The organism is Methanolapillus ohkumae, assembly GCF_032594355.1.
GTDB lineage: Archaea > Halobacteriota > Methanosarcinia > Methanosarcinales > Methanosarcinaceae > Methanolapillus > Methanolapillus ohkumae.
Genome location: NZ_CP131061.1, coordinates 1,252,743 through 1,268,239 on the forward strand (window position 1 = coordinate 1,252,743; position 15,497 = coordinate 1,268,239).

Here is a 15,497-nt window from a genome sequence, read left to right on the forward strand (position 1 = left end):
TTAAATATCCCCCCTCTTTTTCAACAAATAAAGTTCCAGCAAAATAAACAAGGACGCAAGAATCACAAAAATCACAAAAATTTCTTTTTTGACTTCAAAGAGCGTCGGAAGCTGTGTGCCTTCGTTTGCGCTTTCAACACCCGACAATTTTTGAAGAAGCGTATTGGATTCCTTATCGTTGTACATATTCACAGCAATTTTTTTGTTGTTGACAACATAAATTCCGGCCGTATCGAAAATAACCTTCGATGTCTGAATTGTTCCGGCCGGTGTCACCACAGACGTTTCGTTTCCAAGCGCCAAAACGGTTCCCGCCGGCAAATTATATTCGGAAACATCTCCTGTTCCCGCAAAGAATTCCGTCAGCCGAACCCAAAAAATGGGAAACTCTGGAAAACCGGCAAAGTTGTTCCATGCGTTTTCTCCGGCATGGTCATTGAGCCCGAAGAAGAAAACCGTTCCATTTCCATATGGTCCGTAAGCAATCACCGGAGAACCGTCCGGGGTGGCTACCAGATAAGAAGAATTGACCGTATCCCGAACTTCCGATTTCAGATAGGTCCGGACAAAAACATCCTCATAATTCATGTTATCCGTCAGTTTATTGGTGGAAAGAACATACAGCGGATAGCCGATCGGATCGGAATGAATGCCGGTAATTTTCACCGGAAGCATTTTAGAGATGTCAATCGTTTGGCTTTTCGGATCCAAATATTCGCCGGCGACAAAAACCACATTTCCGCCATTTTGCGTATAGGTTGCAAGCGCGGATGCCTCCGCGGATGTTAAGGACCGGTTTCCAAGATCCACCACAACGAAATTATAATCTTGAGACAAAGCCGGAACCGTCGAGGAACTCGTCACCGCAAGTTCCGGAAGCAGCGAGAGCGCGATGTAGCCCGGAAGACTTTTTCCGGATTCAGCGTCAGAAACATAAAGTGCTTTGGCCGATTTAGATTCGGGGAGGGAAATAAAAGCGCTGTTGTCGCCCGAGAGAGAATCATTGTTTTTAATTTTAATTTCAGTCGTTCCGCGACTGATTTGCGTAAATTCGAAAGATGCGACATCGTTTGCGGGAACCGTCAGTGTCACTTCCGATGAATTTGTTTTTTGACCGTTGGACTGAGTCGTTAAAACTTCAACCGAGACACTCTTTGTTGTTTTACCATAATTTCGGACCATAAAGTGGTAATCATAACCGCCGCCCGACTTTTCTAAGTAGCCGTTAACAATCGCAATATTGTTGTCTGTCGGCGTTCCGTACGCCAGATAAGTAATGTTCAGGCCGCCACCGACAAGGTTTTTCGCAACCAGCGGATTCATTCCGTCCCAAGATGTAAAGTCGGAAAGAACAACAATCGACCCGCCTTCGGACGACAAAAGATTTGCGGCTGACGCGACCGCCGACCCGATATCTACCGTTACGGATTTGGCTTCAGCGTCCCGAAGAACGTCTTTGGCTTTGGACGCGGTGACATTTTCCGCGAGAACGACCGGAATGGATTCGGCTGAAATAATCGTATTGGACCGGCTGAGATATTTCTCCGCATCTTTTTTTGCGTCATCAAAGCGGCCATTGGTTTGCATACTGCCGGACGCGTCTAAAATGATTACGGTATGCTCTTCGCTGTACGTGTCCATGGAGACGATAAACGGACCGGCCGCCGCAAGCGCCAGCATAATCAAAACCAAGAGCTGAACCAAAAAGAGCGGGTCTTTGACCAATTTGGTGAGGGAAGAATAAATTTTGTCGCGCGACTCTTCCACTTTCATCAAAAACATGACGGATGGAACGCTCATTTTAAACGGCTTGGGCAAAAGCATGTACAAAATGATGAGCGGAATGACCGATAAAAGACCAATCAGCGCCCACGGATAAATAAACGGGAGGGATTCCAGCAGAGGCATTTTAACCGCCTCTTTCCAGGGTTGTTAAGAAAGATTCCAGAATCGGAACGTCGGTCGTAAAGGAATAAAATTTCGCGCCGGATTTTTTGCAAATGTGGTCGATGTGCGCGATGTGGTCTTCCAGTTCTTTTTTATAATTTTTCCGGAAAGAGTCGCTCAAAAATGATTTCATTTGCATGCCGGTTTCCATATCATAAAATAAAGAATCACCCTTGACCGGCAAATGTTTTTCAAACGGGTCAAGGATTTGCACCAGCATTAAATCGTTTCCGGAGAATCGAAGAACGGTGGATTCGATATGGCGGATGTCTTCTAAAAAATCAGAAATTATGACAACAAGAGACCTGGATTTGATGAGTTTTTCATATTTGTGGGTACAGATGTCGATATCGGTGACTCCGGACAGTTCTTGCCCGGCCAAATAGGAAATGGTCGACAGCAGATTTTTAATTCCGCGCCGCGGCTGGTGAATATCAATGTTGTCGTTAAATGTAGAGATAGAATACTTATCGTTTTTGCGGGAAACCAGATACGCGACGCCAACTGCAAACATTGCCGCATATTCGAATTTGGTCGTTCCTTGTGCGGGATAGTCCATGCTTTTGCTCGCGTCAAGCAATATGTGTGCGGTTAACGTTTTTTCTTCCTCAAACTGGCGGACGTAAAGTTTTTCGGTTCTGGAATAGACTTTCCAGTCGATGTCCTTCATTTCGTCGCCTTTGTAATATTCACGATATCCGACGGTATCGATTCCTTTTCCAATTCGTGTGGACGGCCTGTTTCCGGCGTAAACGGTGGACACTCTTTTTCGAATGTACATGTTGTACCGGTCAAGTTGCCTTAAGAACTCAATATCGATTTTGTGTTTTTTATCCGCCATAGGGGTTCACTTGTGCCTGCGCCAATTCATTTTTCAAGTCCGGCCGGTTGTTTATTCCAATTCTGCGCTTATTTCTTTAAGGAACCGATGAGAGATTTGATGGCGTCATCCGGTGTCATTCCGGACCGTTCTGATTCAAATGTCAAGATAATTCTGTGCCTTAAAACCGGATACGCCATGGCGTAAATATCTTCTTCGCTGACAAAGTTTCGGCCGTTGATAAGCGCGCGGGCTTTGGCGGCTAAAATGAGGGCAATGGACGCGCGCGGGGACGCGCCGTATTCAATGAATTTGTCATCTCTTGTTTTCATGACCAATTGAATCGCCCTTTGTTTTAAGTCGTTGGAAATCGGAACTTCGCGGGTCAATTTTTGGAGGCTGAGAAGCGTGTCTTTTGTGATTCCGCGTTCGGTGGTCGGGTTGGAAAGCGATGTGTAGCGGTTGACGATTTCAAGCTCATCGTTAAAATCGGGATAGGGAACGAATATTTTGAGAAGGAAACGGTCCAATTGAGCTTCGGGAAGCGGATAAGTTCCTTCCTGTTCAATCGGGTTTTGGGTAGCGAGAACGAAAAACGGCCGTTCGAGCGGATGGGTGACACCGGCAACAGTGACTTGTTTTTCCTGCATGGCTTCCAAAAGAGCGGATTGGGTTTTGGGGGACGCGCGGTTGATTTCATCGGCCAAAACGATGTTGGAAAAAATCGGTCCTTTTTCAAAGCGGAAAACTTTGGAGCCGCCGTGTTCTTCGACGACGGTGGTTCCGGTGATGTCGGCCGGCATTAAGTCCGGCGTACATTGAATCCGGTTAAAAGATAAGTCAATCACTTTTGAAATGGTGGAGATAGTTAATGTTTTTCCAAGACCGGGATTGCTTTCCAAAAGCGCGTGTCCGTTACAAAGAATGGCAACCATGACTTGTTCAATGGTTTCGTTTTGCCCGACAATGACTTTTCCGATTTCATCAAAAAGCGTTTTAAAAACCCGTTGCGCGTTTTCATACGTTTTGGAAGACGGCACGTTTTCAATGTTGCCTTCCCGGGCAATGGGGTTTTCACGGAATTCCGATGATAAGTTTTGTCTTTCGATGGCGCTGTTGTCCGTATTCATAACATTTCCTCGTGGTTTTTAAATCATGGTTGAAGATTCATGTAAATTTTGACAAATGAATTGTAAAGGGCTTTTACGTTAATTTTTGACAGATGAATTTAAAAATTTATGTTAATTTAAATGAAAAAATTGAATTGCAATCAGCTGGTTTCCGCTAATTTTTCAAAATAATCTTTGATTAAATCGGCATACCCTTCCGGCAGAGTGTCATAAAAGTGTGTGGAGCTGAGACTTTCCGGGGGATAATATTTGGATGGCTCAAAGGATTTGTTTTCGCTTTCGTTGAGCTGCTCGCCGGGACCAAATCCGGAACCGGGCGGTAAAGTCACGTCAATGTCAATGCCGGGATCTTCCGAAATCGGCGGCGTTCCGACCGGAACGGAAGAGGAGCTATCATTCACGGTTGTGTTGTTGTCCGGGTCGACGTCGGGGCGGTCCATTGAAATTCGGGGAATTCTTTTAGTGATTTCCGATGCCGGTTCAATCGGAGACGCAAAACCGGTGAAGAAAATGCCGAGAAGAAGAATTCCGACGACCGCAATCGCAATGGCGCCGGAGCGAACTTTTTTCTTGTCACGGAGTTCCATTTTGGAAATGCCTTCGATGTCCTTTGAAACTTGCTGTTTGAGGTCAGCGGCAATGACGGTGTTGTCATCTAAATTGTCATACGCCGTCCGAAGGCGGTCTTTGAGTTCCGGATGGAGGCGCTCCATAATGTCAAACGAGTTTTCGTCTTTGGGCGGCTTTGCGCCGAACCACTTATAAATCCGGGAACGGTACCGCCGGTAGACTGTTAAACCAATAAATGTAATAAGAAGAGAAATCGCCAATAAAATAAACGTATCGTAACGGATGTGAAGGAGAGGAAGATCCGGAGACAATCCGACATACGGCTCCAGCGCCGGAATTAATTTAAATAAATCTCCGAGGTTTAAAAGAAGCATCAAGAGAAGCAAAAAAAGCGTAATGGATACAAAATCCAAAACCTTGTATAGCCTCTTGTTTTGACGAACACCGGATTCGTTTTCAAGAACAAATTTTTTGATATCCAAGGAAAATCACTTCTTGTGACAGTTGTGTGAATTGCGAAAAAGTGATGCGTGAATAAAATAAACATTCAGCAACACTATTTTCAAGCCGCCCAAAGGGGCGGTTTGAGTGGCCGATTTCATATATTAATAATTAAATAAAATTAAATTTTTGAAATTAAATTCTAAAACTTTAGGGACGGTATAGTATATAATTATTGCTCACTCCTTAAGCGCGCCGTCGTTCACATATATTTTTATGCACATGTAATTTCACAAAAATGAAAGGATCAAAAAATAAAATATCTGCCGACACTTTTTGTTTTAAAAGATTTGGCATGATCCATTCGTGATTTTTTAGTATCAAAATCTTTTAATTTTAAAGACGCGTTGGGAACAAAAAGATTTGAGTGAATTTTATGGAAAACAAAGAAATTAAGGAAATTGTGATTTTACGTTTGGGTCATCGGCCGGAACGGGACAAGAGAATTACGACCCATGTCGGACTTACGGCGCGGGCCCTTGGGGCCGCCGGGATGATTCTCGCGTCGGATGATCCCAAAATTGAAGAAAATATTTTAGAAATTTCTCCCCGCTGGGGCGGCTCTTTTTTCATCAAAAACAATGCCAACGCGATGGAAGAAATCAACCAATGGAAAAAGAAGGGGGGAAAGGTTTGCCATTTATCGATGTACGGCATTAATTTGCCGGAAGCGGTCCCCATCCTGAAATCAGAGAAAAAATTAATGTTTATCGTCGGCGCTGAAAAGGTTCCGGGAGAAATTTATGAGATTTCCGATTGGAACGTGGCGGTTGGAAACCAGCCGCATTCGGAAGTGGCGGCGCTTGCGATTGCCATGGACCGGATTTCTGACTCGGACCCGCTCTTAAAAACATTTGAAAACGCGGAATTGACGGTTATTCCGATGGAAAAGGGAAAAAAAGTCGTTCATGATAATGAATTGATTGAAAAGAATAAGCGGCAGGATAAATGTTGAAAAATTGGACAGAGGAATAAAAATATTTACATCTGTGAAGGATTTCATCTCACTTCACCCAATATTTAGAGATGATTTTGTGAACAATGTTATTACAAACAATACAAATGAATATTATTTGAGATTTCCTTCAATTTTAAAAAATGCTTTATGTGAACAAAAAGTTTCTTTTGATCACAATTTCTTTTATGAATACCAACCTGTTTTAGCCTATAGAGCAATTCCAATAAAAAAATGAATTTCAATAAAAAAAATGAATTTTGATAAAAACATGATTTTTGATAAAAAATGAATTTTGATAAAAAAATGAATTTCAATAAAAACATGGTTTTTGATAAAAAATCATAAATACTCTTGCCCCCTTTTTCCTTTCATTGACGCGGGAGCGGCAGGGCGGCTACGGGACACAAGTTCTGAGGAAAGTCTCCCCACCCTCTTTTTGAATTTGCGGATATTTGTGAAGAATATCTGACGAGAGTCAGGGCAATGGCACAGAAACGATTTATCAGGTCATGAATGCGATGATATGAAAAATTGAGATCTCATGACGCATGAATGCAACGGTCAATCCCCGCAGGTGCAAGTTAATCGGGATTTGGTGATTGATTCAAAAAGCACCCCCGAGGTAAATACGCATAGCTGAATGCTGCCGTTCGTTTTAGAAATCAAATTCTAAAATATTTCAAAATAAGATTGTTTTTGAAAAAAAGAACGAAAACAGAAGGGAGCTTACTCGCCGGACCCGCCTCATTTTTATTTTTGATCTTTCTTTTTTTAAGTATTTTTCAAATTTTTCAATATTTTTAATATTTTTCAAATTTTTAGTATTTTTCAAGTCGTTTTTTCGTCTTGAAAATCATTTTTTAAGGATTGTCAAGTTGCTTTATTCAATGATTGTGGCTGCACCCGTTGACAATCACATTTAAACTTCGGTTCAAAAATGGAACGTCCAGTCGAATCATATCCCAAAGCGTTTCCGCGTTAAGCCCAAGCACCGGATGAACCGCTTGATCTTGAATCGTTTGAAGAAAAGAAAAATCCGTTTTCGGATGCCGGCTGATAAAATCCGGGTCCAAGGATAGCGCTTTATTTTGAACTTTTTCCAAAATGGAAACAAGATACAATTGAAGAGATTCGTTTTTGATGAAATTGCCGTAAATCATTCCGGAGGTTGATTTTTCAAATTCGTCCAAAAGAATCATCATTTCAGAAACGGTTGCTTTAGACTCAGCATCCGCCGGACTGTCCGCGTGGAGACAAACGCATGCGTCTTCTTGTGAAAAATGATTCCCGCTATGCTCATATTCATGCTCATGTTTGCGTTCGTACTCATGTTCGTGCTCATGTTTGCGTTCATGCTTGCCGCCACAGCTGCAATTGTGTCCGTCTCCGGTTTTTTTCATACGGTATCCTCTCGAAAAAACATAATTTCTTTTCAAAATAGCGTTTTAATCAGATAAATGTTTCAGCGGAATCTTCCGCCAAAAAATCGTCCGGATAAAATTGTTTCAGACCGGAACCACAACGAAGCCGCTTTAAATCCTTTTCAAACCGAACCATGTCGATTTTCGTATTGAAGCAACCGCTGGATAAAAGCGGGACACCGTATGTGACAATTCCGGTTTTTCGAAGCTCACGCGCCCCTTTGTTCAATTCATAATGGCAACCGATTGCTAAGACGCCATCCGTTTCCGCCGCTTCCTGGCTTTTAAGAATGTGGCGGACAAAGGAAGAGCCGGTGACAATATAAAGCGTATAGCCGTTGGCTTTCGCAATTTTTTTAATGGGAGTAAAATCGCATTTTCCGCAGGAAACGCATTGAATTCCATGACGAGTGGTGCGCGCGGGACAGTCCGTATGCCGCATGCAATGGGGTGCAATAATGATTCTTTGTTCCGTTTTTTGGAATTTCTTGAAAGAGGCATCGTTTTTAAGCAAGGACAAATGCTTGTGAAATTTGTCCGGATTTTTAAATAAGGAGAGGTAAACCGCAAACGTCGGTTTATAGAAAAAATCCAAGATGCGGACGGCGAAATTCGCGAAAAATGAATTATGTTTGAGCCGGCCGGTACTGATGTAAAATGCGAATGCAATAAGAAATATGGAAAATCCCAGCAAAAATGTCAAAATTTGACCGATTTCAGAGTACATTTTTGCCGCCTCCGCGCGAAATGACCGAAAGTTGGTTGGGACGTGAAATAGAAGATGAAACGGAAGATGAAGTGGAAGGCGAAACGGAAGGCGAAACGGAAGATGAAGCGGAAGGCGAAACGGAAGATGAAGTGGAAGGTGAAACGGAAGATGAAGTGGAAGGCGAAACGGAAGATGAAGCGGAAGACGGAACGGAATGACCCGGACGGGAGTCGGAATGTGAATCAAAAAGCGAATCAAAACCCGCCAAATCCATCTTTTGGATAATGTCATCAATATTGACTTTTGTTTCAAAACATCCGTCATTAATCAAATAAACCCCTTGCGCCGGAATGACAGATGCTTTTTGCAAAGATTCGCTGAGTTCCATCGGGCACGCGACGCCGATGCAGGAAGTCGGTTTGTATTCCGTAAATATTTTTTTAACAAATGAGCCGCCCGGAATAACAAAAACTTTAAAGCCACGAGATTTGGCTTCCGAGCAGATTTTTCCGACGTCACACCGTCCGCATTCGGTACAGACAAAACCATACAGCGGATCGCAACGGGCCCGGCAATTGCTGTCCCGAAGGCATTGCGGCAATAACAAAATTTTCCGGTCATTTTTCTTTTTGAATTTATCAAGAGACACCGCATTCTGAATTTCGACTAGAATTTCGTCCACTAACTTTTCGTTCATGGAAAAAACCGAAAAAATGTATTTCAGCGGCGCGTAAAAAAAATAAAGGAAGAAGAGAACGAATTTCGGGAAAAGAATTTTTTTTCGCCGGATGTTGTAAACGCCAATCAGGATAGCCGAGACGTTAAAGATAATGAGAAAGGACAGCAAAATAATTGCCAGCCGGCCGATTGTTTCGTAATTAAATTCCATTTTTACATCCTGATTCGTTTTAACCGTATTTGGTTTTTGTTTTTTCAATTTATTTTTTCATTTTATTTTTTCAATTTGTTTTGAAAAACTTGAAAAATTAAAAAATCATATCAATTTAATTCAAAAACATTTTTTTTACTTATAAGTTATGTGGTATAAAACACAAAAATTCGAATACGGTTCCTATAATATAAAAAATATATTTTTAAATATATTCAAAAATAATTTTTGGTGGGATATTTTAAAGTAAAGATGATTTTGAAGAAAATATAACGAATAATTTCGGAATTTGATAAATATTTCGAAGAAGTTGTTTTGATAAAAAAGTAAGTATTAATAATAGTATCTTTAATATACTAAATCGATTATTTGCGGTTTAAAATTTCCAAAGGTGGATTTTTGGAAAAATGAGGGAAAAATATGGAATTAAATGTTGTCGGAAAGCCAGGCTCAACGAAAGTGGTTCGAAATGTTATTAAAATTGACGAAAAGAAGTGTAACGGTTGCGGAAAATGTGTTTCGCCGTGCGCTGAAGGCGCTATCCGGATTATCAACGGCAAAGCCAAAGTTGTGTCGGAAGAACTTTGTGACGGCATGGGCTTTTGTATCGGCGTTTGCCCGACCGGCGCTTTGACGGTGGAAAAAAGAGAAACGGTTCCCTTTAATGAGGAAAAAGCCATGTCGCAGCCAAAAATCACGGACAGTACAATTGCTTGTTACAAATGCAAAAAGGGAGAGTATGACGCATACTTGCTTCCGATGAGGCACCAAGGAGAAAGCGTATGGGTTTGTACCCGGTGTTTGCCCGCATTGATTCACGGATAAGTCCGATGCGGTTTTATCTTTTTTAATTATTTCAAGCCGTCGCATGCGTGCGTTACAGCAACAATTTTTAAAAAAATCGGCAAAACCGACGAACGGTTTTGCAGATTGTTTTTAATAACTTATTTATTCAACCTTTGCTTTTTTAGCATTCAGATACTATGAGTTTTCGAGAGTTTATTGAAAATTTAAGAAAGAACGGACGCCTGACGGAAATTAAAAATCCGGTTTCAAAAGACTTTGAAGCCCCGATTCTGGCACATCAAACCAAAGGACCTATTTTTTTCCATGATGTTTCCGGCTCCTTGGCGGTCATGAATTTGCTGGGAACCCGGGCGGAACTCGGGGCCATGCTGGGCGTTTCTGAATCGGAGATTATCCGAAAATTGTCCGACGTCGCGCCATCCGGTTCTGTTAAGATGGTGACCGACTCTCCCACCAAAGAAGTGATCGTGGATGAAAAAGATGTGGATTTGACAAAACTTCCCATCATGAAGCATTTTGAAAAAGATGGCGGAAGCGGCTACATTACGGCCGGAATTGTTGTGTCCGAATATGGCGGCGAAATGAACGCATCTATCCACCGGCTTATGCTTTTGGATAAAACCCGGCTGGCTGCCCGCCTGGTTCCGCCACGGCACACGTATGTCCTTCACAAAAAAGCGGCTGAAAAAGGAGAAAAATTGCCGGTCGCCATTGTAATTGGTGCCGACCCGGTCATTACTTATGCCAGCACGACCCGGGTTCCGGCATCCAAAGAATTTGAATATGCTGCCGCTCTTCGCGGCGCGCCGGTTGAACTTTTCGCTTGCCAAAACGGCATTTGTGTCCCGCACGCCGAATATGTTTTGGAAGGGTATGTCGACCCAACGGAACGTGTTCCGGAAGGACCGTTTGTCGATATCACGGGAACTTACGACCATATTCGGCCGGAACCTGTGATTCACATTACCCGGATTTACCACCGGAAAAACCCGATTTATCACGGCATTTTGCCGGGCGGCGCCGAACATTTGCTCATGATGGGCGTTCCGTACGAGCCGAAAATTTACAAAGCGGTCAGCGAAGTAACAACCGTGAAAAATGTCATCTTAACGGAAGGCGGCTGTTGTTATTTGCATGCCGTCATTCAGATTCAAAAGCAGACGGAAGGAGACGCGAAAAACGCAATGATGGCTGCTTTTGCCGCGCATACGAGCCTCAAACACGTCGTTGTGGTGGATGAGGACATTGACATTTACAACCCGGCCGACATTGAATTTGCGATTGCGACCCGAGTGAAGGGAGACATGGACATATTAATTGTCCCAAACGTGCGCGGAAGCTCGCTTGACCCGAGGGGCGCGCCGGACGGAACCACGACAAAAGTCGGCGTAGACGCGACAAAAGTTTTGGTTTGTAAAGAGGATTTCGAGCGGGCAAAGTTTCCCGTGTTGAAAAAATAAGAAGATCTGAAAATTAAAAAAATCAGAAATTAAAAAACTGAAATAAAAAGACCTGAAAATAACGAAAAGATTATTTTTGGTGGAAAAATAATCCGAGTGAAGAACATGTATTTGACAAAAGAGGAAGAAAAAACCCTGCGTGGTGACGATGGTGAAACGCTTCAAAAAGCGATGGGAATTTTAGTTGCTCTCGGGGACATTTATGGTGCCGACGCTTTAATTCCGATTAAAAGCGCGCAAGTTTCAGGCGTTTCTTACAAAACCATCGGAGACGCGGGTTTGGAATGGATTTCTGATTTGAAAGGAACGGTGAAAGTGCCATCCGTCCTCAATCCAGCCGGAATGGATTTGCAAAACTGGGAAAGAATCAACATTGATGTCCATTTTGCGAAAAAACAATTGGAAATCATCCAAGCGTTTAAAAATCTCGGAATCGATTCCAAGTGCACCTGTACGCCGTATTATTTGGATGGATTTGAGGTGGGTTATCGGGATCATTTGGCGTGGGGAGAGTCTTCCGCAATATCTTATGCGAATTCGGTTCTGGGCGCGCGAACCAACCGGGAAGGCGGACCATCGGCCTTATCGGCGGCGCTTGTCGGAAAAACGGCCGACTATGGCTTTCACAAGCCGGAAAACAGAATTCCGAATTTTGAAATCACCGTCGGATTTGAGTTATCCGGCTCCGATTTTGGAGCGCTTGGGTTTATCGCGGGAAAAATGATTGGAAACAAAATTCCAATTTTCCATTTGACAAAAGCACCCGCCTCCGATGAAATGAAAATGCTGGGCGCTGCGATGGCCGCATCGGGTGCGGTTGCGCTTTACCATATTGCCGGTGTGACGCCGGAGGCGCGGGATAAAAATATCGTTTTTGATCGTCCATCTGAGCGCATTGCGATTGAAAAATCTCAAATAGATACAGTTTACGCATCGGCAGACAATTCTTCGGCCGGGCGCCCGGACATTGTCACGGTCGGATGCCCGCATTGCTCCAAAGAGGAATTGGAACAAATCGCCAAACTGTTGACCGGAAAAACAGTCGTGAAAGAATTTTGGATCTTTACGTCACGGGAAGTGGCAAATAAAAACAAAAATTTAGTGTCTGAAATTGAAAAAAGCGGCGCCAAAGTGGTGTGCGACACTTGCATGGTGGTGTCTCCCGCCGGTGATAAATATTCCTGCATGATGGTGAATTCCGGAAAAGCCTATGCGTATGTCCCGGGCATGTGCGGCATGAAATCTGTTTTTGGAACGGTGGAGCGCTGCGTCAAAGAAGCATTGGGGGAAAACATATGACGGAAAGAGAATTTAAAAAATCGGCCGGCTCAACAAAATCCGCAAAAAATACAATCATTTACGGGCGAACAATTTCCAGAGGAGAAGCGTCGGGAACGGTTCTTTTAACAAAGGATCCGATTTCGTTTTTAGGAAATGTCGATCCGAAGACCGGAAAAATAGTTGATCCCGCCCATGAGCTTTTCGGGAAAAATATTCAAGACATGGTTTTGGTCTTTCCGACCGGAAAAGGATCAACCGTCGGCTCTTATGTGATTTACCAATTGAAAAAGAATCAAACCGCACCGGTGGCAATTATTAATTTGGAATGCGAGCCCATCGTTGCGGTTGGCGCCATCATTTCCGAAATTCCGTTGGTGGACAAATTAGAGAAAAATCCGTATGAAATTTTAAAGACCGGAGACCGTGTTTTAGTCAACGGGACGGATGGCTTTATTGAAATTTTGTGACATGCGAATGTCGAAAAATTTAAATTAAAATTGCATAGAATTGAAACATACCCTTGTAATTTAAATGTAATTAGAAATCGTATTAATATTGAAATTGAGGCGTCGTTTTTGAATCTGTCATTTCCGGTTAAAGAAATTAAAAAACAGACGCCTGTTTTTTTTCGTTTTTTAAAAAAGAACAGTTACAGTTTTTCAGCATTGGCACCGCTTCTTGCGGACGTGGAATTTTCAAATGAACCCGCCCCGGGAATAATGATTTACAGTTTTTTTACCCGGCAAAAGGAAGAAATCTTCTTGGAAGTTTCCCGTGCCAAAAAAGAATTTCAAGCGTTGGGAATTCCATCTTTTTTCATTGCCGGCGGGCCGCATCCGTCAGGTGTGCCGGATGAAACGCTTCAATATTTCGATGCCGTGGTTGTCGGGGAAGGAGAAGAAACGCTTCCCGAATTGGTTGCTTTTTTGAAAAATTCGGATTTGTTCTCGGAACAAAATCAAATCCAAAATATTCAAAATCAAATCCAAAACAAATATCAAAACAAAAGGAAGAGCCGGCAAGAATTCCCTGATTTTTTAGCCGGTCTTTCAAAGATTCCGGGAATTGCGTATTTGGATGATTTTGGAAAAATGGTTTTGACAAAGAAACGACCATTTGTGAATTTGGACACATTTCCCTGTTTTTCGCCGGACAATATCTGGCGCCCACTGGAAATTTCGCGTGGCTGCCCGCACCGCTGCAAATTCTGCCAAACGCCGCAAATTTTCGGGCACAAGATGCGGCACCGCAGCATTCCGGAAATTTTAAAATATGCCAAATATTACGACGATTTGCGGTTTATTTCTTCCAACGCTTTCGCATACGGTGGAAATGGCGTAACCCCAAACCCCGGCCCGGTCAAAGAACTTTTGTCGGCGTTGTCCGAAATCGGTGGCAAACGCATATTTTTTGGAACATTCCCCTCGGAAGTCCGCCCGGAATTCATAACGGAAGAAATGATGGAGTTGGTGACAACGTACTGTGCAAATGATTCCATCAGCATCGGCGCGCAGTCCGGAAGCGACGACATTCTTCAAGAAATCGGACGCGGGCACACCGCGGAAGATGTTTATTCGGCTGTGGAAATTTGTTTGGAAAAAAAGATTATACCGATTGTGGATTTTATAATCGGGTTTCCGAATGAAACGGAAAAAGACCAAGAAAAAACGCTGGAGCTCATTGATTGGATTTGCCAAAAAAACGGAGAAGTTCGGGCGCATTATTTAACGCCGCTCCCGTCAACGCCTTATGAAAATATAATCCCGGGAAAAGTCCATCCGGAAATTTCAAAAAAACTTGGGCAACTGGCCCTTGGCGGGAAACTCAAAGGGGTTTGGGAAAATACAAAACCGGAATACTAAAAAACTTTTTTTATTTTATTTTATTTTTGATTTATCTATTTTTCATTTCTGCTTTTATCTTAAATTTTTCATTTTTGCTTTTATTTTGCTTTTTTCAGTTGCAGTTTTCATTTCTGCTTTTAGTTCGATTTTCATAAAGTAGAAATCATAAAAGGAAATTTATAAATATTTTTCATAAAGTAGAAATCATAAAAGGAAATTTATAAATATATTAAAATATTAGATACGTTGATTTTTATTAATTTTATTAATTTTTTGATCTGTTTGATTATTTTTATTTGGTTTATTTTTATGAATCCGATATGAGTTGAAGAGTATGGAAGTATTTAAGCAAAGTATTAAAAAAGCCAATCATTCTTACAAGACCAATTTTGTATCTTATTTTGTTGGCGCCGCTGTTGTTTTAATTTTGCCGTTGATCATTTCGATCATTTATGCCGCTGCCGATTACACCGGTTTTCTGACGGATGCCGTGTGGTTTATTCTCGGGATTTTGGTATTGGTTGCTGTCCTCACATTTCCGCCGCTGCTTTACGGTCTTGCATACATGGGTGTGAAAGGAACGCGAAATCCGGACGTTGCGGCATCAGATGTGTTTTTTGCATTCCGTTCCAGCGCGCAATTGGCCAGAAGCTGGGCGTACGGAATTATTTTGCTGGTGACGATTGCCCTTCTCATCTTGATTGTCTGGGGCGTTTTTAATTTGTTGGGTCTTTTCTCCGCGGATTTGGGATGGTTCGCGGAAATTCTCATCACCATTTTATCGATTGTCGTGTCCGTGCCGATTCTTTACGCTGAAACAATCTACGTGATGACGGCGCCAAAAGGTGTGATGCATGCAATTTCGGAAAGTTTAAGCATCGCCAAAGAGAAAACAAAGGTGACCTTGATATCGCTTTTGTTTATTGTTTTGATCAATGCGATTATTTGCGCGCTCAGCATCGCTGCCGTTTGCGGATATTTGGATTTTATGGGCGGACACCTTCCAAACCCCGAAGAACTTGTGTTTATCGTGACCGTTATTTCCTTAATGTTCACCTTACCATACACGGAAACTTTCCTCGGGTACTTGATTAAAGATCTCCGGCCGACCATTCGAGATACTGCGGAAGATGTCTGATTATTAGACGATTCTTCATCTT

Annotated in this window: 15 protein-coding genes and 1 other RNA gene; 9 read left to right on the forward strand and 7 right to left on the reverse strand. The window is 42.5% G+C overall.

What is annotated here, in order from left to right; translation table 11 throughout:
• From MsAm2_RS05395 to MsAm2_RS05410, 4 genes are all read right to left on the reverse strand, one after another.
• Entirely contained in the window at window positions 1–1,908 is a 1,908-nt protein-coding gene (locus MsAm2_RS05395) for a DUF7408 domain-containing protein (protein ID WP_338097241.1), read from the reverse strand.
• A gap of 1 nt (window position 1,909) precedes the next feature.
• Window positions 1,910–2,788, reverse strand: coding sequence for a DUF58 domain-containing protein (locus MsAm2_RS05400; protein ID WP_338097242.1), 879 nt, complete (start codon window positions 2,786–2,788; stop codon window positions 1,910–1,912).
• Window positions 2,789–2,856: 68 nt separating this feature from the next.
• On the reverse strand, window positions 2,857–3,897 hold the full coding sequence (locus tag MsAm2_RS05405; RefSeq protein WP_338097243.1) for an AAA family ATPase: 1,041 nt from the start codon (window positions 3,895–3,897) through the stop codon (window positions 2,857–2,859).
• Between the two features lie 140 nt (window positions 3,898–4,037).
• Complete coding sequence (locus tag MsAm2_RS05410; RefSeq protein WP_338097244.1) at window positions 4,038–4,949, reverse strand: DUF7502 family protein; 912 nt, start codon at window positions 4,947–4,949, stop codon at window positions 4,038–4,040.
• 410 nt (window positions 4,950–5,359) lie between these two features.
• Between MsAm2_RS05410 and MsAm2_RS05415 the strand changes: the two genes are divergently transcribed.
• The 3 genes from MsAm2_RS05415 (at window position 5,360) to rnpB (ending at window position 6,667) form a co-directional block, all read left to right on the forward strand.
• On the forward strand, window positions 5,360–5,923 hold the full coding sequence (locus MsAm2_RS05415) for a tRNA (cytidine(56)-2'-O)-methyltransferase (RefSeq protein WP_338098517.1): 564 nt from the start codon (window positions 5,360–5,362) through the stop codon (window positions 5,921–5,923).
• The gene (locus MsAm2_RS05420; RefSeq protein ID WP_338097245.1) at window positions 5,892–6,161 is read left to right on the forward strand and encodes a hypothetical protein; all 270 of its coding nucleotides are present in this window, start codon (window positions 5,892–5,894) and stop codon (window positions 6,159–6,161) included. Before MsAm2_RS05415 ends, MsAm2_RS05420 begins: the two co-directional genes overlap by 32 nt.
• Window positions 6,162–6,304: 143 nt before the next feature.
• Window positions 6,305–6,667: RNase P RNA component (gene rnpB, locus MsAm2_RS05425), an RNA gene on the forward strand.
• Window positions 6,668–6,810: 143 nt separating this feature from the next.
• Here rnpB and MsAm2_RS05430 read toward each other — a convergent pair.
• Genes MsAm2_RS05430 through MsAm2_RS05440 form a run of 3 tightly spaced genes read right to left on the reverse strand, consistent with a single transcriptional unit; the run spans window position 6,811 to window position 8,945 of the window.
• Window positions 6,811–7,326: a ribonuclease HepT family protein gene (locus tag MsAm2_RS05430; RefSeq protein WP_338097246.1), complete on the reverse strand. Its 516-nt coding sequence runs from the start codon at window positions 7,324–7,326 to the stop codon at window positions 6,811–6,813.
• Window positions 7,327–7,375: 49 nt separating this feature from the next.
• Window positions 7,376–8,074, reverse strand: a complete 699-nt coding sequence (locus MsAm2_RS05435; protein ID WP_338097247.1) for a DUF116 domain-containing protein — start codon at window positions 8,072–8,074, stop codon at window positions 7,376–7,378.
• Entirely contained in the window at window positions 8,064–8,945 is an 882-nt protein-coding gene (locus MsAm2_RS05440) for a DUF116 domain-containing protein (RefSeq protein ID WP_338097248.1), read from the reverse strand. The genes MsAm2_RS05435 and MsAm2_RS05440 overlap by 11 nt, the downstream gene beginning before the upstream one ends.
• A 420-nt stretch (window positions 8,946–9,365) precedes the next feature.
• Between MsAm2_RS05440 and MsAm2_RS05445 the strand changes: the two genes are divergently transcribed.
• From MsAm2_RS05445 to MsAm2_RS05470, 6 genes are all read left to right on the forward strand, one after another.
• The gene (locus tag MsAm2_RS05445; protein WP_338097249.1) at window positions 9,366–9,770 is read left to right on the forward strand and encodes an ATP-binding protein; all 405 of its coding nucleotides are present in this window, start codon (window positions 9,366–9,368) and stop codon (window positions 9,768–9,770) included.
• 158 nt (window positions 9,771–9,928) lie between these two features.
• Complete coding sequence (locus tag MsAm2_RS05450) at window positions 9,929–11,212, forward strand: anhydromevalonate phosphate decarboxylase (protein WP_338097250.1); 1,284 nt, start codon at window positions 9,929–9,931, stop codon at window positions 11,210–11,212.
• 105 nt (window positions 11,213–11,317) lie between these two features.
• On the forward strand, window positions 11,318–12,511 hold the full coding sequence (locus tag MsAm2_RS05455; protein ID WP_338097251.1) for a phosphomevalonate dehydratase large subunit: 1,194 nt from the start codon (window positions 11,318–11,320) through the stop codon (window positions 12,509–12,511).
• The gene (locus tag MsAm2_RS05460; protein ID WP_338097252.1) at window positions 12,508–12,960 is read left to right on the forward strand and encodes a DUF126 domain-containing protein; all 453 of its coding nucleotides are present in this window, start codon (window positions 12,508–12,510) and stop codon (window positions 12,958–12,960) included. The genes MsAm2_RS05455 and MsAm2_RS05460 overlap by 4 nt, the downstream gene beginning before the upstream one ends.
• 108 nt (window positions 12,961–13,068) lie before the next feature.
• On the forward strand, window positions 13,069–14,355 hold the full coding sequence (locus MsAm2_RS05465) for a TIGR04013 family B12-binding domain/radical SAM domain-containing protein (protein ID WP_338097253.1): 1,287 nt from the start codon (window positions 13,069–13,071) through the stop codon (window positions 14,353–14,355).
• A gap of 316 nt (window positions 14,356–14,671) precedes the next feature.
• Window positions 14,672–15,475: a hypothetical protein gene (locus MsAm2_RS05470; protein ID WP_338097254.1), complete on the forward strand. Its 804-nt coding sequence runs from the start codon at window positions 14,672–14,674 to the stop codon at window positions 15,473–15,475.
• Window positions 15,476–15,497: the final 22 nt, after the last annotated feature.